Genomic DNA, 16,603 nt, shown 5'->3' on the forward strand with positions numbered 1-16,603 from the left:
GCACCACCCACGACGCAAGGAGAGACACCCATGGCTCAGAGACAGTCGATCTTCGGCCGCATCGCGCAGCTCGCGAAGGCCAACATCAACGCGCTCCTCGACCAGGCCGAGGACCCGCAGAAGATGCTCGACCAGATGGTCCGCGACTACACCGACAGCATCCGCGACGCCGAGGCGGCGATCGCCACCACGATCGGCAACCTGCGCCTGCTCGAGGACGACTACCGCGAGGACGTGCAGAACGCCCAGGAGTGGGGCGGCAAGGCCCTCGCTGCGAGCCGCAAGGCCGACGAGCTGCGCACCGGCGGGAGCGCCGGCGACGCCGACAAGTTCGACGCGCTGGCCAAGGTCGCTCTGCAGCGCCAGATCCAGTCCGAGAAGGAGGCGAAGGACGCCGAGCCGACCATCGCCTCGCAGACCGAGGTCGTCGACAAGCTCAAGTCGGGCCTGAACCAGATGCGCGAGAAGCTGCAGCAGCTCTCGAGCAAGCGCGACGAGCTGATCGCGCGCTCGAAGACCGTCGAGGCGCAGAGCCAGGTCCAGGACGCCGTGAAGAGCATCGACCTGATGGACCCGACGAGCGAGGTGAGCCGTTTCGAGCAGAAGATCCGCCGCGAGGAGGCGCGCGTCCGCGGCGCGGAGGAGCTCGCCTCCTCGAGCCTGGACGCGCAGTTCGAGTCGCTCGAGGACCTCGGTGAGATGACCGAGGTGGAGGCGCGCCTCGCCGCGCTCAAGTCCGGCCGCCCGCAGGACTCGATCGGCTCCTGAGCCCGTGCGCCTCCGGCGGCGGTCCCGCCGGAGGCGCAACCCACCCTTCCCGACACGCGCGGGGCGAAGGCTGGCAATCGCCATGGTGCGGTGCCGCCGCCGTCCCCGTAGTGTTCACACCAGGTTGCCCTTGACCCCGGTCGCCCTGATGCCGCGTCCGGCCCCTACCGACGCGGTGAACCATGAGCGGACCGCCCCCGTCGGGATCGCTCACCGAGAGATCGTCGACGCCGACGGTCACCACGAAGAGCGAGGCGCCGATGAGCACCCCCACCACCACGTCCGTCACCGGAGGCGCCCCCCGCGTCGTCCGCACCCGCCCCCGCGCCGACGGCCGCGTCAACCCGACGACCGAGTACTCCGGTCTCCTCAGCACGGTCCGCGACGCGGGGCTCCTCCGCCGCCGCACCGGCTTCTACTACACGATGTTCGGCGCGCTGGTCCTCGCACTCGGCGGCATCGTCACCGGCTTCGTCCTGCTGGGCGACTCCTGGTTCCAGCTCCTGCTCGCCGCCGCCCTCGGCATCGTGCTGACGCAGTTCGCCTTCCTCGCCCATGAGGCCTCGCACCGCCAGGTGTTCGAGTCCGGCAAGGCCAACGACGTCGCCGGCCGCACCCTCGCGAACCTCTTCGTCGGCATCAGCTACTCCTGGTGGATGACCAAGCACAGCCGCCACCACGCGAACCCGAACGTGCTGGGCAAGGACCCGGACATCGAGCGCGACGTCGTCTCCTTCACCGCCGAGGACGCGGCCCGCTCGCGCGGCCTCTACGCCTGGCTCACCCGCCGCCAGGGCTACGCGTTCTTCCCGCTCCTGCTGCTCGAGGGCCTCAACCTGCACCTGCACGGCTTCCGCACCGTGTTCGGCAAGGGCAAGGTCGACAAGCGCTGGGTCGAGATCACCATGCTCGTCACCCGCGTCGGCCTCTACCTCGCCGTCGTCTTCTGGGCCCTCCCCCTCGGCATGGCGTTCGCCTTCGTCGGCGTGCAGCTGGGCGTCTTCGGCCTCTACATGGGCGCCTCGTTCGCGCCGAACCACAAGGGCATGCCGCTGCTGCCGAAGGAGGCGCGCGTCGACTTCCTCCGCCGCCAGGTCCTCACCTCGCGCAGCATCCGCAGCACCTGGTTCACCGACCTCTACATGGGCGGCCTCAACTACCAGGTGGAGCACCACCTCTTCCCGAACATGCCCCGCCCGGCGCTGCGCCGTGCGCAGGTCATCGCCAAGGAGTACTGCACCACCCACCAGATCCCCTACACCGAGACCTCGCTGATGGAGTCGTACGCGATCGTCGTCCGCTACCTCAACAAGGTCGGCCTGTCGGCCGGCGGCGACCCGTTCGACTGCCCCGCCGCCTCCGCCTACGGACGCTGAGCACTCCCCCCTCGGAGGCCCCTCGCACCTTCCCGGTGCGGGGGGCCTCCGTCGTTCGCGGGAGCGCAAGGGGGTGCCCCCGCGGGCGGCGGAGTCGTAGCGTCGGGACATGAGCAGCTCCGACTACGACATCGAGCCCACCCCCACCGACACGACCGACGGCGCCCGCACGCCCGACCCGGCCACCGAGACCGGCACCTCCGCGGGCCTCGACGAGGTCGGCGGCGCGGCCTCCCCCCTGGCCGACGGCGTCGGCGCCGACGGCGAGGAGCAGAACCCCCCGCTGCCCGACTGGGGCCCCACCGACGGCGTCCACGGCACCGACGCCGAGACCGACGCCTCGGGCACCGAGCAGCACTGACACGGCTCCGCGAGGGACCTCCCCGGCCGGTCGGCGAACGCTCCGACCGCGTTCCGAGGAGGTCCCTCCGTGTTCGCCGGAGGGTCGGCCGGCGCCCGGGCGGCGCGCCCTACACTGGCGAAATGCAGCCGACCGAACGCGCCCTCCGCGTGATCTCCTACAACCTCCGGGAGCACCGAGCGCACGCCGAGATCGCCCCCCTCGCCGCCCGCCACGACATCGACGTCCTGTGCCTGCAGGAGTGCGACACCACGAAGCTGCCGCAGGAGGTGGGCTCGCTCCGGCTCGCGTCCGTCACGGCCCGCAACCGCCTGGGCCTGGCCGTCTACTACTCGCAGGACCGCTTCGAGCTCTCCGGCAGCGCCGCGTTCGAGCTCAGCAAGTCCATGCACGACCGGGTGATGTCCCCCGCTCACGAGCGCCTGCTGGCCGTCCGCCTCGACGACCGCGACGGCGGATCGATCGCCGTCTCCTCCTTCCACGCCGCCCCGCTCTCGGCCGGCAACGCCCTGCGCCGCAAGCAGATCGACGAGGCGCTCAACCGGCTGCGCGAGTACGCGCCGGACACCCCCTCCCTGATGGTCGGCGACTACAACTACCCGTGGTTCTTCCGCGGACTCGACCGCCGGATGACCCGGAACGGCTACCTGGTCTCGCGGAGCGACTCCCCGACCTACGCGCGCTACCGCTACTTCAGCGGCCACTTCGACTTCGCGATCAGCGACTCCGTGCGGATCGAGCGGGTCTCCACGCTGCCCCAGGGCGTCTCGGACCACCTCCCGGTGATGGTCGACGCGCACTACGGCGTCCCCGCCGCCTGAGCGCGGGGCCCGCGGGCCCGCGCGGTCGGTAGGCTCAGGGGGTGACGACCCTGATCCTCGCCCGGCACGGAGAGACTGTCTGGCACTCCGAGAACCGCTTCGCGGGCTCCTCCGACATCGCGCTGACCCCCCGGGGCCAGGACCAGGCGGCGACTCTGGCCGCCTGGGCCGTCGACGCCGACCTCGAGGCGGTGTACTCCTCCACCCTGGTCCGGGCCGTGCGCACCGCCGTGCCCGCCGCGCGGGCGGCCCACCTCGAGCTGCAGCCCGACCCGGCGCTGGTCGAGGTCGACTTCGGCCGCGGCGAGGGGCTGACCACCGACGAGATGGAGAAGCGCTTCCCGGACGAATACCACGCGTGGGTCGCGGCGCCGGCCATCCAGCCGATGCCCGGCGGCGAGTCCGGCCTCGACGCCGTCGCCCGCGCGAACACCTCGCTCGCCCGCATCCACCGCGAGCACCCCGACGGCCGCGTGCTCGTCGTCGCGCACGGCACGCTCATCCGCCTCCTGCTGTGCGCCTACCTCGGCATCAACCCGGAGACGTACCGGCACACCTTCCCGGTGGTCGACAACGTCTCGCTGACCACGCTGCGCTGGGACGCGACCGGCGTCGGCCTGCTCGGCTACAACGTCCCGCCCGTCCAGACGCAGCGGCGCTCCAGCTGAGCGCAGCGGCCGCTCCGGAGCGGCGCCCGGCGAGCGCGGGCTCGATCGGCCTGGTGCTCGGGTCGGTCGCGAGCGTGCAGCTGGGCGCCTCCTTCGCCGTGCTGCTCTTCCCCGCCGCGGGGCCGATCGGCACCGTCACGCTCCGGCTGGTGTTCTCGGCCGTCGTGCTGCTCCTGGTCTGCCGTCCGCGGCTGCGCGGCCACAGCCGGAGCGACTGGGCCACTGTCGCCGCCTACGGTCTCGCCCTCGGCGGGATGAACGCCTGCTACTACGAGGCCATCGCCCGGATCCCGCAGGGCGCCGCCGTCACCCTCGAGGTGCTCGGGCCGCTGACGCTCTCGGTGATCGCCGGGAGGAGCGTGCTGAGCCTGGTCTGGGCGGTGCTCGCGCTGGCCGGGGTGGTGACCCTGTCGCAGGGCGGGTTCTCGGCGCTGGACCCGGTCGGCGTCGGCTTCGCACTGGGAGCCGCAGTGCTCTGGGCCGCGTACATCGTCTTCGCCGGCCGAACCGGCGGGCGGTTCCAGGGGATCGACGGGCTCGCGCTGGCGCTGGCGGCCGGCGCGATCGTGTCGCTGCCGTTCGGCCTCGCCTCCGCCGGGCCCGCCCTGGTGGTGCCGCCGGTGCTGCTCCTCGGGCTCGCCGTGGCGGTGCTCTCCTCCGCGGTGCCCTACGCGCTGGAGCTGCTGGCGCTGCGGCGCCTGCGCTCCTCGACCTTCTCGATCCTGATGTCGCTCTCCCCCGGGGCGGCCGCGCTCTCGGGCTTCCTCGTGCTCGGCCAGCGCCTCAGCGCCGTCGAGGCCGTCGGGATCGCGCTCGTTGTCGCTGCGAGCATCGGGGCGGTGCGGACCGCGCGGACCTCCGCCTGAGCGGCAGTTCTTTCGTTAGGCTAACTATGTGCCATCGACAAAGACCCTGCAGACCGAGATCCCGCAGACCGATCTCCCGCTGACCTCCCTCGCGGGCGAGGTGCGGGCAGCGGTCGGCCGGCTCGGACGGCGGCTCCGGCAGGAGAAGGCCCAGCACGAGCTCAGCGATCCGCAGTTCAGCGTGCTCGCGCTCCTGCACCGCGAGGGCGCGAAGACCCTCGGCGAGCTGGCCGAGGCGGAGCGGGTCCGCCCGCCCTCGATGACCCGCACGGTCGGCTGCCTGGTCGACGAAGGACTCGCGGAGCGCCTGGCCGACCCCGCCGACGGCCGCGTCACCCGCATCCGCCCCACCGGGGCCGGCACCGCACTGGTGCTCGACGTGCGCCGCAGCCGCGACGCCTGGCTCGTGGCGCGCCTCGAGGAGCTCCCTCCCGAGGACCTGCGCCTGCTCCACGACGCGGCGGCGGTCCTGCGCGCGGTGGCCGACCGATGAGCGCGATGTTCCGCTCCCTCGCCGTGCCGAACTACCGCATCTGGTTCGCGGGCGCGATGGTCTCGAACGTCGGCACCTGGATGCAGCGCACGGCCCAGGACTGGATCGTGATCAACGACCTGACCGACCACGACGCGACGGCGCTCGGCGTGACCATGGCGCTGCAGTTCGGACCGCAGCTCGTGATGGTGCCCTTCTCCGGCTTCATCGCCGACCGCTTCGACCGGCGGAAGCTCCTGATGGCCACCCAGGGCGCGATGGGCGCGCTCGGGCTCGGCCTGGGGCTCATCGTCGTGACCGGGGTCGTCCAGCTCTGGATGGTCTACCTCTTCGCCCTGCTGCTCGGCTTCGCCGCGGCGATCGACGCGCCCGTGCGCCAGACGTTCGTGTCGGCGCTGGTCGAGGACCGCGACCTCACCAACGCCGTCTCGCTGAACTCGGCCTCCTTCAACTCGGCGCGGATGATCGGACCGGCCCTCGCGGGCGTGCTCATCGCCGCGGTCGGCTCCGGCTGGGTCTTCCTCCTCAACGCCGCGAGCTTCCTCGCCGTCCTGCTCTCGCTGCGCGCGCTGCACCGCGACCAGCTCCGCAGCGCCCCGCGCGCCACCCGCGGCCCGGGTGCGCTGCTGGAGGGGTTCCGCTACGTGTCGAAGCGGCCGGACATCCTCGTGGTGCTCGCGATCGTGTTCCTGATCGGCACGTTCGGCCTGAACTTCCCGATCTTCGCCTCGACGATGGCGACCGTCGAGTTCGACATGGGGGCGAGCGAGTTCGGCCTGCTCTCCTCCGCCATCGCCGTCGGCTCGGTGCTGGGAGCGCTCCTCTCGGCTCGCCGCGACCGCCCGAGGCTCCGGCTCATCGTCGGCGCCTCCGCGGCGTTCGGCGTCGCGCTCGCGCTGGCCGGCGTCATGCCGACGGTCTGGGCGTTCGCGATCCTGCTCCCCTTCGTCGGCATCGCGGCGCAGACGCTGATGACCTCGGCCAATGGCTACGTGCAGCTCTCGACCGCCCCCGAGATGCGGGGCCGGGTCATGGCGCTGTACATGGCCATCTTCGTCGGCGGCACCCCGATCGGCGCACCGCTGATCGGCTGGGTCGCGAATGCCTACGGTCCGCGCCAGGCGATGCTGGTCGGCGCCGCCTCCGGGATCGCGGCGGCCGCCATCGGACTCGCCTTCCACCTCCGCCTGCGCCGCGCCGCCCGGCTCGCGGCCCCCGGGCCGGAGGCTCTGCCCGCCACCGGCGGAGTCCCCCTGCTGCGCCCGCGCGCCTAGGCTCCGTCAGCCGGTCCGCGCGCCGGGGCGGATCCGTGGACAGCCCGCTCGACGGGGCGGCTCCGCGGACAGCCCGCTCGACGGGCCGCCCCCGACGCCGGGCTGCTCCGCGGACAGCCCGCTCGACGGGCCGCCCCCGACGCCGGGCGCGTCCGCCGCCCGCCCTCAGGCCTCGCGGGTGATCTCGACGCGGACGAAGAGCTTCGACGAGCGGGGCCCGGCGAACACCCCGCGCAGCGGCGCGATGTCGTTGTAGTCGCGGCCGCGGCCGACGATGACGTGGCGGTCGCCGATGTCGATCAGGTTCGTCGGGTCGTAGCCGCGCCACGCTCCTCCGCAGAACCACTCGACCCAGGCGTGCGACTCCCCCACCACGGTCTCGCCGATCTCCGCGTGCGGCTTGGGGTGCAGGTAGCCCGAGACGTAGCGCGCCGGGATGCCCACCGAGCGCAGCGCCCCGAGGACGATGTGCGTGATGTCCTGGCAGACGCCCTCGCGCGCGGTCCACGACTCCGTCGCGGTGGAGTGCACGCCGGTGACGCCCTGCCGGTAGGTCATCGCCCGGCCGATCGTCTCGGCGATCGTGAGCGCGGCCTCGCACGGCCCGGCCGCCTCGTCCGCGAGCGAGCGCGCCATCGCCGAGAGGTCCTCCGGCGGCGCGGTGCGGTGGGTCTGCTTCGACTGCTCCACGTACTCGGTGCGCGTCTCGACCTGCTCGGACAGCTGATCCCACCCGGTCGGGTGGTCGGGGTGCTGCTTCGGCCGGATCTCGACGAGCGAGGTCGCCGTCAGCGAGAGCTCGCGGTGGGCGTCGAGCACGTCGAACGACGAGACGCGGGTGCCCCAGTAGTCGGTGTAGGCGTGCACCGAGGTCACCGGCCGGATGTCGAGGTTCGAGAACAGCACCAGCTGCCCGTCCGAGGAGGCGGGGAGCATCCGCGCCTCGTTGTAGGACGCGACCACGTCCCCCGCGTAGGTGAAGCCCGTGGTGTGCCTGATGCGCAGCCTGCTCACAGCGCCTCCCCGATCCAGCTCGGCATGACGTTGGTGGGGAAGTACCGCTGGCGGATCGCCTCGGACGCGGCCGAGGTCGCCTCCTGCACGCTGTCCATGTGCCGCGGGAGGTCCTCGAGGATGTCGGTGATCGGCCGGAACTCCAGCTCGCTGCGGATCCGCCCGAGGACGCGCTGCGCGTCGCCGGAGTGGCCGATGCGGCCGGTGCGCGGCTCGATGTCGCGCATGCACGCCTCCGCCCGCGAGACCGAGAAGAGGATCGAGCGCGGGAACAGCCGGTCCAGGAGGAGGAACTCCGCCGCGTTCCGCGCGCTCGGCACGCCCCGGTAGGTGCGCAGGTACGCCTCGTAGGCGCCGCAGGAGCGGAGGATCGTGGTCCAGGAGGGGCCGCTCGCCTCGGTCAGCGAGCGGGTGGCGAGCAGGCGGGCGGTCATGTCGGCGCGCTCGATCGAGCGGCCGAGGGTGAAGAACTGCCAGGCCTCGTCGCGCGAGGTCGCCGACTCGATGATGCCGACGGCGAGGGCGGAGCGCTCCCTCACCCAGCTGAAGAACTCCGACACCCGCTCGCCCGAGACGCGGCGCGGCATCCGGGTGCGCGTGGTGTTGAGGCACTCCCAGAGCTCGGTCGAGACGATCTCGCGCGCCCGGCGGGCGTTCTCGCGGGCCGCGCCGAGCGAGTAGGCGATCGAGGCGGGGTTCGTGCGGTCGATCGCGAGGATCGCCAGCACGTCGGCGCGGGTGATCTCGCGCATGTCGTCCGGCGGGGTCGAGCCCATCACCGACAGGAGCGAGCGGCAGGCCGTGTCCTCGTCGATCCACGGGTCCTCGAGCAGGAGCTGGAGGTGGACGTCGAGGATGCGGGCGGTGCCGTCGGACCGCTCGATGTAGCGGCCGATCCAGAACAGCGACTCGGCGATCCGGGAGAGCATCAGTCGTCCTCCCCCGCCGCGAGCGTCTGCTGCTGCTGCTGGTCCTGGTCGGTGTTCGGCGCGTCCTGCGGCGAGTGGTCGGGCGTGTGGTTGAGCGGATAGACGATCGGGATGGAGCTGGTGACCGCGGCCTGCTCGGCGACGAGCGCCTGGATGTCGCGCGCCTCGGGCTCGGCGCTGCGCGCCTCCTCGAGGCCGACCACCCAGGTGTCCTTCGATCCGCCGCCCTGCGACGAGTTGACGACGAGCTGCCCCTCCGGGAGCGCGACGCGGGTCAGGCCGCCGGGCAGCACCCAGACGTCGGTGCCGTCGTTCACGGCGAAGGGCCGCAGGTCGGCGTGCCGGGGGCGCATCCCGTCGTCGACGAGGGTGGGGATGGTGGAGAGCTGCACGACCGGCTGCGCGATCCATCCGCGCGGGTCGGCCTGGAGGCGGGAGCGCAGCTCGGCGAGCTCCTTCGCCGAGGCGGCCGGCCCGACGACCAGGCCCTTGCCGCCGGAGCCGTCGACCGGCTTCACGACGAGCTCGTCGAGACGGTCGAGCACCTCATCGAGCGCTCCCGGATCCTCGAGCCGCCACGTGTCGACGTTCTTGATCACCGGCTCCTCCGAGAGGTAGTAGCGGATGAGGTCGGGCAGGTAGGTGTAGACGAGCTTGTCGTCGGCGACGCCGTTGCCGACCGCGTTGGCGATCGTGACGTTCCCGAGCCGGGCCGCGAGCATCAGCCCGGGTGAGCCGAGCATCGAGTCGGCGCGGAACTGCAGCGGATCGAGGAACTCGTCGTCCACGCGGCGGTAGATCACGTCGACCCGGGTCGGGCCGGAGGTGGTGCGCATGAACACCTTGCCGCCCGTGCAGAACAGGTCGCGGCCCTCGACCAGCTCGACGCCCATGAGGCGGGCGAGGAGGGTGTGCTCGAAGTAGGCGGAGTTGTAGACGCCCGGGGTGAGCACGACCACGGTCGGGTCGTCGACGCCCTCAGGGGCGGAGGCGCGGAGGGCCTGCAGCAGCTTGTTCGGGTAGTCGCCGACCGGGCGCACCCGCATCGAGACGAACAGCTCGGGCAGCGTCTGCGCCATCACCCGGCGGTTCGAGATGACGTAGGAGACGCCGGAGGGCACGCGGACGTTGTCCTCGAGGACCCGCCAGCCGCCCTTCTCATCGCGGATCAGGTCGATCCCGGACACCTGGATCCGCACGCCGTTCGCGGGGACGATGCCCGCGGCCTGCCGGTGGAAGTGGCTCGAGCTCGAGATCAGCCCGGCGGGGATGACGCCGTCGGCCACGGCGTTCTGCGGGCCGTAGACGTCGGCGAGGAACGCCTCGAGAGCACGGACCCGCTGCTTGATGCCGGTCTGCACCTCGTTCCACTCGGCGCGCTCGATCACCCGGGGGACGGCGTCGAGCGGGAACGGCCGCTCCTCCCCCGCGAAGTCGAAGGTGACGCCCTGCGCGAGGTAGGAGGAGGCGAGCGCGTCGGTGCGGCCGCGCAGCTCCTCCTGGGTCATCCGCGCGAGCGAGGAGTAGATGTCGCGGTAGGCGCCGCGGACCCCGTCGGGGCCTCCGGTCGACGCCACGTCGGCGAACATCTCGTCCCAGGGGGTGGCGCCCGTGTCGGGCCGCTCGACCTTCTGGGACCCGTATCCGTCGAAGAGGTCACCCATGGCACGACTCTAGTGCGGGGCGTATTGCGGGGATGTTTCGGGCGGCCGCGGGGCGAGCGGGGCGGGTCGGCGACGTCCGGGCACGGCACCGGCGCCGTCCTCCGACAGGCCGGCGGAGGCCCGGGGATCCACGGGAATAGTTCCGGCCGCACGTGGTTGAATGAGGATGTACATGCAAACGCATGGACCAGGCCCCACCGGGCCGGAGGACAGAAGGAGCGCCTGATGCAGTTCGGCATCTTCACGGTCAGCGACATCACGACCGACCCCACGACCGGACGGACCCCGTCCGAGTCCGAGAAGATCCAGGCGACCCTCGCGATCGCGCTGAAGGCGGAGGAGATCGGCCTCGACGTCTTCGCCCTGGGCGAGCACCACAATCCGCCGTTCTGGTCCTCCTCCCCCACCACCACGCTCGGCTACCTCGCGGCGAAGACCGAGAGGATCACGCTCTCCACCGCGATGGCCCTCATCACCACGAACGACCCCGTGAAGCTCGCCGAGGACTACGCGATGCTCCAGCACCTCGCCGGCGGCCGCGTCGACCTGATGCTCGGCCGCGGCAACACCGGCCCCGTCTACCCGTGGTTCGGCAAGGACATCCGCCGCGGCATCGAGCTGACGATCGAGAACTACGACCTGCTGCACCGCCTGTGGACCGAGGACTTCGTCGACTGGGAGGGCCAGTTCCGCACGCCCCTCCAGGGCTTCCAGTCGACCCCGCGCCCCCTCGACGGCGTCGCGCCGTTCGTGTGGCACGGATCGATCCGCTCGCCGCAAATCGCTGAGCAGGCCGCCTACTACGGCGACGGCTTCTTCGCGAACCACATCTTCTGGCCCGCCTCGCACACCCAGAAGATGGTGCAGCTCTACCGCCAGCGCTTCGAGCACTACGGCCACGGGACCGCCGACCAGGCGATCGTCGGCCTCGGCGGGCAGATCTTCCTGGCGAAGAACTCGCAGGACGCGGTCTCGCAGTTCCGCCCCTACTTCGACAACGCCCCCGTCTACGGCCACGGCCCCTCGCTCGAGGACTTCACGGAGCAGACCCCGCTCACCGTCGGCTCCCCGCAGCAGATCATCGACCGCACCCTCGGCTTCCGCGAGTACGTCGGCGACTACCAGCGCCAGCTCTTCCTGATGGACCACGCGGGACTCCCGCTGAAGACCGTCCTGGAGCAGATGGACATGCTCGGCGAGATCCTCCCCGCTCTCCGCGCCGGCTTCGCCGAGGGCCGCCCCGCGCACGTGCCCGACGCCCCCACCCACGCCTCCCTCGTGGCCGCGCGCGACGCGCAGCCCGCGGCCGAGCCCGTCACCGTCTAGTCAGGAGCTCTCCATGGACACCCGCAGGATCACCGTCCTCTCGGCCGGCCTCAGCCAGCCGTCCTCGACTCGGCTGCTCGCCGACCGCCTGGCCGACGCCGCCGAGTCCTCCCTCACCGAGCAGGGCTTCGCCGTCGAGCGGAGCGTCGTGGAGCTGCGCGACCTCGCGCACGACGTCACGAACAACCTCCTCACCGGCTTCGCGAGCCCCGCTCTGCAGACCGCGCTCGACGCGGTCGCCGGCGCCGACGGCCTGATCGCCGTGACGCCGATCTTCACCACCAGCTACAGCGGGCTCTTCAAGTCGTTCGTCGACGTGCTCGACACGGAGGCGCTGCGCGGCCTGCCCGTGCTGCTGGCGGCCACGGGCGGGTCCCCCCGCCACTCCCTGGCCGTCGACTACGCGATGCGCCCGCTCTTCACCTACCTGCACGCGGCGCCCCTCGCGACCACCGTGTTCGCGGCGACGGACGACTGGGGCGGCGCGACCGAGGACGGACGGGCGCTGCCCTCGCGCATCGAGCGCGCCGGACGCGAGCTGGCCGATCAAGCCGCCCGCTCCTCCCGCTCGGGCTCCACGCCCGACCCGTGGGCGCTCGACGGCTCGTTCGAGGGGATGCTCGGCCGCCGCGGCTGAACGCCCGCCGCGCGGATCGGCCGCTCCTCTCATGGATCGGCCGATCCGTCCAGCCGCGATACCCGCGGCCCTGCCGGAATAGCCTGCCCCCGGGAGCCTGCCGCTGGCCCCCGGAAGGAGGCCGTCATGGGCCTGACCAGCAAGGGGCTCCCCTCGGGGGCTCTCGACCTCTCGCAGCTCGGACGCGCGGTCCTCGACCGCCGCCGCTTCCTCGGAGCCCTCGGCGTCGCCGCCTCCGTCCCGGTCCTCTCCGGCTGCGGCTTCGCCCCCGCGGGCCCCGCGGCGAGCGCCGGCAGCGACACCCTCACCTTCACCACCTGGGGCACCGACGCCGAGCTGGCCGGCTTCCAGCGCGCGATCGACGCGTTCCAGTCGGCGAACGCCGGCGCCACCGTGACCCTCAACGCGGTCCCGTACGAGCAGATGTTCACCAACATCGACGCGCAGCTGCAGGCGGGGAACCCGCCGGACGTCTTCCGGGTCCCCTACTACACGTTCGGCAGCTACGCCGGCCGCGACCAGCTCCTGGACCTGTCGGGCTTCCTCGACTCCGACGTCGCCGAGCGGTTCACCGATCCGGCCTGGGCCGCGGTGCAGAGCGGCGGGAGCCCCTTCGGCGTCCCCCACCACACCGACACCTCGCTGATCCTCTACAACACGCAGGTGCTGGCCGACGCGGGCGTCACCTCCTTCCCCTCCTCGCCCGAGGAGGCGTGGACCTGGGAGGAGTTCACCGAGGTCGGGCGGAAGCTGCGCGCCTCGCTCCCCGCCGAGCGCTACCCCTTCGCCTACAACTGGCAGGGCAACGGCGTCACGCGCTGGCTCAGCCTGCTCTTCCAGGCCGACGGCCGTTTCCTCACCGAGGACCTGTCCGGGCCCGCGATCGACTCCGCCGCCGGCCGCGCCGCGATCGACTTCAGCCGCAGCTTCTTCACCGACGGCCTCGTGCCGCCGAGCAGCTCCGTGCAGGCGACCACCTACGCCAGCGACCTCTGGTACTCGCAGACCACCGCGATGACCTTCGCCGGCGCGTTCCTCATCCCCGACGCCGACTCCACCCTCGACTTCGAGTGGGGCGCCACCTACTCCCCGCGCAACGTGCGCGGAGGCGGCGACTTCGGCGGCAACGCCCTCGTCGCGACCAAGGCCGCGAAGAACCCGGAGCTGGCCGCCTCCTTCCTCGCGTTCGTGACGGAGGAGGAGGCGATGCGCGACTTCTGCGCCGGCGCCTCCCTCCTCCCCACCCGTCGCGACCTCACGGAGTCGGGCATCGAGTTCGCCGTGCGCCCCGAGCTCGCCGAGGTGTTCCTCGGCCAGGCGGGCACCGTCCAGGCGTCCGACTCGGCGCAGGTCGCCTCGCCCGACATGGCCGCGATCATCACGGTGCTCAAGGAGCAGCTGGAGCAGGCCTTCGTCGGCGGGCGCAGCACCGAGGACACCATCGCCGGCCTCACCTCCGGCATCGCGGCCGCGACGCAGTGAGCCGGTCGGTCCTCGCGCCGGAGGCGGTGACCGCCCGCCCCCGGCGCACCTCCCGCGCCCCCGCCCGCGAGACGGCGGCCGCCTACGCGTTCCTCGCGCCGAACCTGCTGATGCTCGGCCTGTTCGTGTTCGTCCCCCTGGGCGGCGCGTTCCTGATCGGCTTCCAGCGCACGAACGGCTTCGGCGACGGCGTCTTCGTCGGACTCGACAACTACGCGCGGCTGCTCGGCGACGGCCTCTTCTGGCGCTCGACGCTGAACACGGCGCTGTTCACCCTGATCGTGACCCCCCTCTCGATGGCGCTGGGCCTCGGCGCGGCGGTGCTGATGAACTCGGTGCTGCCCGCGCGTCCGGTGTTCCGCAGCATCCTCATCCTGCCGATGGCGGTCTCCGGCGTGGCGACGGCGCTGATGGGCGTGCTGATCTTCGACGAGAACAGCGGCGTGCTCGACGGCATGCTCCAGACGATCGGCCTCCCCCGCATCGCCTGGCAGTCCGGCGGAGCTGCGGCCTTCGCCTCCGTGGTGCTCGTCACCCTGTGGTGGCGCACCGGCTTCAACATGCTGATCTACCTGGCGGGGCTGCAGGGGGTGAACCCGGCGCTCTACGAGGCGGCCCGGCTCGACGGAGCGAACGCGTGGCAGCAGTTCCGCCACGTGACGCTGCCGCTGGTCGGCCCGTCGTCGTTCTTCCTGCTCATCCTCAACGTCATCTACTCGTTCCAGGTGTTCGACATCGTCTTCGTGCTCACCGGCGGCGGACCGCAGAACGCGACCTCGGTGCTCGTGACCTACGCCTACGACACCGGGTTCGTCACCCGCGACCAGGGCTACGCCGCGGCCATCGGCATCGTGCTGCTGATCCTGACCATGATCTTCACCGCGGTGCAGTGGCGCACCAACCGCTCGAGGGACCTCGTCGAATGATCCGCACGTCGCGCACCTCGCGCCTGCTCCGCCTCGCCCTCGCCCTCGCTGTCTCGGTGGTCATCGTCTTCCCGCTGTACTGGATGGTCGTCGTCGCGTTCTCCTCGCGGTCCGAGCTGCTCGGCGGCACCCTCCGCCTCTGGCCGCGCGAGCTGACGCTGGTGAACTTCGAGCGAGTGTTCTCGTCGTTCCCCGTGGCGACCTGGTTCGGCAACTCCCTCGCGATCAGCCTGGTCACCGCTTTGATCACCGTGACGATCAACCTGCTCGGCGGCTACGCCTTCGCGCAGCTGCGGTTCCGCGGATCCGGAGTGCTCTTCCTCCTGGCCCTGTCGACGCTCACCCTGCCCGTGCAGGTGATCATGGTGGCGCTGTTCCGGCTCGTCACCGACCTCGGCCTCTACGGGAGCTACTGGGCGGTGATCCTGCCGACGGCGGCATCGGCGTTCGGGCTGTTCCTGGCGCGGCAGTTCATCCTCGCGATCCCGCGGGACCTGATCGAGGCGGCCCGGATCGACGGCGCCGGGCACTTCCGCGTGTTCACGGCCATCGTCCTCCCCCTCTCGAAGCCGCTCATCGCCGTGCTCTTCTTCATGTCGCTGCTCGGCTCCTGGAACGACTTCGCCTGGCCGCTCATCGCCCTGAAGGAGAACGCGCTGTTCACGCTCCCGATCGGGCTGCTCTTCCTCCAGGGGCAGTTCGGCAGCGACTACGGAGCGACCATGGCGTTCGCCCTGGTGAACGTCGTGCCGATGGTGGTGCTGTTCCTGGTGTTCCAGCGCTACTTCGTGCAGGGCTTCGCGCGCAGCGGCCTCCGCTGACCTCGCGGCGGGGGGGGGTGCGGATCGGTGCGCTGTGCGGCCATTCGTCCCCCCGTCCGGGGCCGGGAGTGTCAATCCCCCCGTTCCGCCGACCCGGCCGGCGCCGCCCCGCGGTACCGTCGTCGCAGGCGCCCACCTCGTGCGCTCCGGAGCGCACCGTTCGAGCGGAAGGCGGGATCGCCATGAGTACCGTCGCCGCGAACGCCGCCCAGCAGAAGGTGGCCGGCCGCTACTACCTGATCGAGCGCATCGGCTCCGGCGGGATGGGCTCGGTCTACCGGGCCCGCGACGAGACCGTGCAGCGCGAGGTCGCCGTGAAGGTGTTCCGCGCGGAGGCCTCGAATCCCGAGGACGTGGCCCGCCAGGAGCGCGAGGTGCGGATGCTGAGCTCCTTCGCCCACCCCGGCATCGTCAACCTCTTCGACGCGGGCCTGCACAACTTCGGCGGCGAGGTCCGCCGCTACGTCGTGATGGAGCTCGTCGCCGACCCCACGATGGAGGCGCGGCTCGAGTCCGGCCCCCTCCCGGCGGCGGAGGTCGCGGCGATCGGCACGCAGCTCGCCGAGGCCCTGGCCTACCTGCACGAGCGCGGCGTCGTGCACCGCGACGTGAAGCCCGCGAACATCCTGGTCAGCGAGGTCGCCTCCAGCGGCTACGCCCGCACCGCCAAGCTCACCGACTTCGGCGTGGCCCACTTCATGGACGGCTCCCGCCTCACCAGCGACGGCGTCGTGATCGGCACCGCGAGCTTCGTCAGCCCGGAGCAGGTCGCGGGCGAGCCGATCAGCGGAGCGAGCGACGTCTTCTCCCTCGGCCTGGTCCTCCTCGAGGCGATCACCGGTCACCGGGAGTACTCGGGCACCGTCCTCGAGGCGGCGATCGCCCGCCTCCACCGCAGCCCCTCCGTGCCCGACACCCTGCCGGCGGAGTGGCGGGCGCTGCTGACCTCGATGACGCAGCGGGACCCGGAGAAGCGGCCGACCGCCGACGAGGTCGCGCACCGGCTCCGCGGCGGGATGACGACGGGCTCGGCTTCGGGCGCGCCGACCGCCTCGGACTCGCGCGCGGCACGGATCCGGCGCTCCGTGATCATCGGCTCGAGCGTGGTCGGCGTCGGCGCGATCGCGGCGCTGTCGTGGATGCTCGGAGCGCTCGCCGGTCGCTGACCGACCGGGCG

The 16,603-nt window shown here is 72.0% G+C and carries 17 protein-coding genes; 14 read left to right on the forward strand and 3 right to left on the reverse strand.

Going from position 1 to position 16,603, the window contains the following annotated elements:
* Nucleotides 1–30: 30 nt before the first annotated feature.
* The 8 genes from C5D66_RS10610 (at nucleotide 31) to C5D66_RS10645 (ending at nucleotide 6,627) form a co-directional block, all read left to right on the forward strand.
* A complete protein-coding gene (locus C5D66_RS10610) occupies nucleotides 31–768 on the forward strand; it encodes a PspA/IM30 family protein (protein ID WP_104223858.1) in 738 nt (245 codons plus the stop codon).
* 260 nt (nucleotides 769–1,028) lie between these two features.
* Nucleotides 1,029–2,144 (forward strand): acyl-CoA desaturase, encoded by a 1,116-nt coding sequence (locus tag C5D66_RS10615; protein WP_104226226.1) that lies wholly within the window; start codon nucleotides 1,029–1,031, stop codon nucleotides 2,142–2,144.
* Nucleotides 2,145–2,253: 109 nt separating this feature from the next.
* Nucleotides 2,254–2,505 (forward strand): hypothetical protein, encoded by a 252-nt coding sequence (locus tag C5D66_RS10620; RefSeq protein ID WP_104246865.1) that lies wholly within the window; start codon nucleotides 2,254–2,256, stop codon nucleotides 2,503–2,505.
* A 122-nt stretch (nucleotides 2,506–2,627) separates the two neighbouring features.
* Nucleotides 2,628–3,326 (forward strand): endonuclease/exonuclease/phosphatase family protein, encoded by a 699-nt coding sequence (locus tag C5D66_RS10625; RefSeq protein ID WP_104223855.1) that lies wholly within the window; start codon nucleotides 2,628–2,630, stop codon nucleotides 3,324–3,326.
* A 41-nt stretch (nucleotides 3,327–3,367) separates the two neighbouring features.
* Entirely contained in the window at nucleotides 3,368–3,994 is a 627-nt protein-coding gene (locus tag C5D66_RS10630; RefSeq protein ID WP_104223854.1) for a histidine phosphatase family protein, read from the forward strand.
* Nucleotides 3,995–4,047: 53 nt separating this feature from the next.
* Entirely contained in the window at nucleotides 4,048–4,860 is an 813-nt protein-coding gene (locus C5D66_RS10635; protein WP_244229480.1) for a DMT family transporter, read from the forward strand.
* 28 nt (nucleotides 4,861–4,888) lie between these two features.
* A complete protein-coding gene (locus tag C5D66_RS10640; RefSeq protein ID WP_258061339.1) occupies nucleotides 4,889–5,353 on the forward strand; it encodes a MarR family winged helix-turn-helix transcriptional regulator in 465 nt (154 codons plus the stop codon).
* Nucleotides 5,350–6,627: an MFS transporter gene (locus C5D66_RS10645; protein WP_104256499.1), complete on the forward strand. Its 1,278-nt coding sequence runs from the start codon at nucleotides 5,350–5,352 to the stop codon at nucleotides 6,625–6,627. The genes C5D66_RS10640 and C5D66_RS10645 overlap by 4 nt, the downstream gene beginning before the upstream one ends.
* A 165-nt stretch (nucleotides 6,628–6,792) precedes the next feature.
* On the opposite strand, the gene C5D66_RS10650 is transcribed toward C5D66_RS10645, so the two are convergent.
* The 3 genes from C5D66_RS10650 to C5D66_RS10660 are packed head-to-tail and all read right to left on the reverse strand — an operon-like array spanning nucleotide 6,793 to nucleotide 10,234.
* The gene (locus tag C5D66_RS10650) at nucleotides 6,793–7,641 is read right to left on the reverse strand and encodes a transglutaminase family protein (RefSeq protein WP_104256498.1); all 849 of its coding nucleotides are present in this window, start codon (nucleotides 7,639–7,641) and stop codon (nucleotides 6,793–6,795) included.
* Entirely contained in the window at nucleotides 7,638–8,570 is a 933-nt protein-coding gene (locus C5D66_RS10655) for an alpha-E domain-containing protein (RefSeq protein ID WP_104223851.1), read from the reverse strand. The genes C5D66_RS10650 and C5D66_RS10655 overlap by 4 nt, the downstream gene beginning before the upstream one ends.
* Entirely contained in the window at nucleotides 8,570–10,234 is a 1,665-nt protein-coding gene (locus C5D66_RS10660; protein ID WP_104256497.1) for a circularly permuted type 2 ATP-grasp protein, read from the reverse strand. The genes C5D66_RS10655 and C5D66_RS10660 overlap by 1 nt, the downstream gene beginning before the upstream one ends.
* 225 nt (nucleotides 10,235–10,459) lie before the next feature.
* Between C5D66_RS10660 and C5D66_RS10665 the strand changes: the two genes are divergently transcribed.
* The 6 genes from C5D66_RS10665 (at nucleotide 10,460) to C5D66_RS10690 (ending at nucleotide 16,592) form a co-directional block, all read left to right on the forward strand.
* Complete coding sequence (locus C5D66_RS10665; protein ID WP_104226200.1) at nucleotides 10,460–11,560, forward strand: LLM class flavin-dependent oxidoreductase; 1,101 nt, start codon at nucleotides 10,460–10,462, stop codon at nucleotides 11,558–11,560.
* A 13-nt stretch (nucleotides 11,561–11,573) separates the two neighbouring features.
* A complete protein-coding gene (locus tag C5D66_RS10670; protein WP_104249848.1) occupies nucleotides 11,574–12,197 on the forward strand; it encodes an FMN reductase in 624 nt (207 codons plus the stop codon).
* A 126-nt stretch (nucleotides 12,198–12,323) separates the two neighbouring features.
* Nucleotides 12,324–13,679: a sugar ABC transporter substrate-binding protein gene (locus C5D66_RS10675; protein WP_104223847.1), complete on the forward strand. Its 1,356-nt coding sequence runs from the start codon at nucleotides 12,324–12,326 to the stop codon at nucleotides 13,677–13,679.
* A 26-nt stretch (nucleotides 13,680–13,705) separates the two neighbouring features.
* A complete protein-coding gene (locus C5D66_RS10680; protein WP_244229482.1) occupies nucleotides 13,706–14,605 on the forward strand; it encodes a carbohydrate ABC transporter permease in 900 nt (299 codons plus the stop codon).
* Complete coding sequence (locus C5D66_RS10685) at nucleotides 14,602–15,426, forward strand: carbohydrate ABC transporter permease (protein ID WP_104233145.1); 825 nt, start codon at nucleotides 14,602–14,604, stop codon at nucleotides 15,424–15,426. Before C5D66_RS10680 ends, C5D66_RS10685 begins: the two co-directional genes overlap by 4 nt.
* A 182-nt stretch (nucleotides 15,427–15,608) precedes the next feature.
* Nucleotides 15,609–16,592 (forward strand): serine/threonine-protein kinase, encoded by a 984-nt coding sequence (locus C5D66_RS10690; RefSeq protein WP_104223845.1) that lies wholly within the window; start codon nucleotides 15,609–15,611, stop codon nucleotides 16,590–16,592.
* The last annotated feature ends 11 nt before the right edge of the window (nucleotides 16,593–16,603 follow it).

This window comes from Rathayibacter sp. AY1B4 (assembly GCF_002932815.1).
GTDB lineage: Bacteria > Actinomycetota > Actinomycetes > Actinomycetales > Microbacteriaceae > Rathayibacter.

What these genes read in the sequence shown, in the direction of transcription:
- C5D66_RS10615 (WP_104226226.1), top strand. Translation starts at nt 1,029, where the DNA reads ATGAGCACCCCCACCACCACGTCCGTCACCGGAGGCGCCCCCCGCGTC.
- C5D66_RS10625 (WP_104223855.1), top strand. Translation starts at nt 2,628, where the DNA reads ATGCAGCCGACCGAACGCGCCCTCCGCGTGATCTCCTACAACCTCCGG.
- C5D66_RS10655 (WP_104223851.1), bottom strand. Translation starts at nt 8,570, where the DNA reads ATGCTCTCCCGGATCGCCGAGTCGCTGTTCTGGATCGGCCGCTACATC.
- C5D66_RS10665 (WP_104226200.1), top strand. Translation starts at nt 10,460, where the DNA reads ATGCAGTTCGGCATCTTCACGGTCAGCGACATCACGACCGACCCCACG.
- C5D66_RS10660 (WP_104256497.1), bottom strand. Translation starts at nt 10,234, where the DNA reads ATGGGTGACCTCTTCGACGGATACGGGTCCCAGAAGGTCGAGCGGCCC.
- C5D66_RS10690 (WP_104223845.1), top strand. Translation starts at nt 15,609, where the DNA reads ATGAGTACCGTCGCCGCGAACGCCGCCCAGCAGAAGGTGGCCGGCCGC.
- C5D66_RS10645 (WP_104256499.1), top strand. Translation starts at nt 5,350, where the DNA reads ATGAGCGCGATGTTCCGCTCCCTCGCCGTGCCGAACTACCGCATCTGG.
- C5D66_RS10610 (WP_104223858.1), top strand. Translation starts at nt 31, where the DNA reads ATGGCTCAGAGACAGTCGATCTTCGGCCGCATCGCGCAGCTCGCGAAG.
- C5D66_RS10670 (WP_104249848.1), top strand. Translation starts at nt 11,574, where the DNA reads ATGGACACCCGCAGGATCACCGTCCTCTCGGCCGGCCTCAGCCAGCCG.
- C5D66_RS10675 (WP_104223847.1), top strand. Translation starts at nt 12,324, where the DNA reads ATGGGCCTGACCAGCAAGGGGCTCCCCTCGGGGGCTCTCGACCTCTCG.
- C5D66_RS10685 (WP_104233145.1), top strand. Translation starts at nt 14,602, where the DNA reads ATGATCCGCACGTCGCGCACCTCGCGCCTGCTCCGCCTCGCCCTCGCC.
- C5D66_RS10620 (WP_104246865.1), top strand. Translation starts at nt 2,254, where the DNA reads ATGAGCAGCTCCGACTACGACATCGAGCCCACCCCCACCGACACGACC.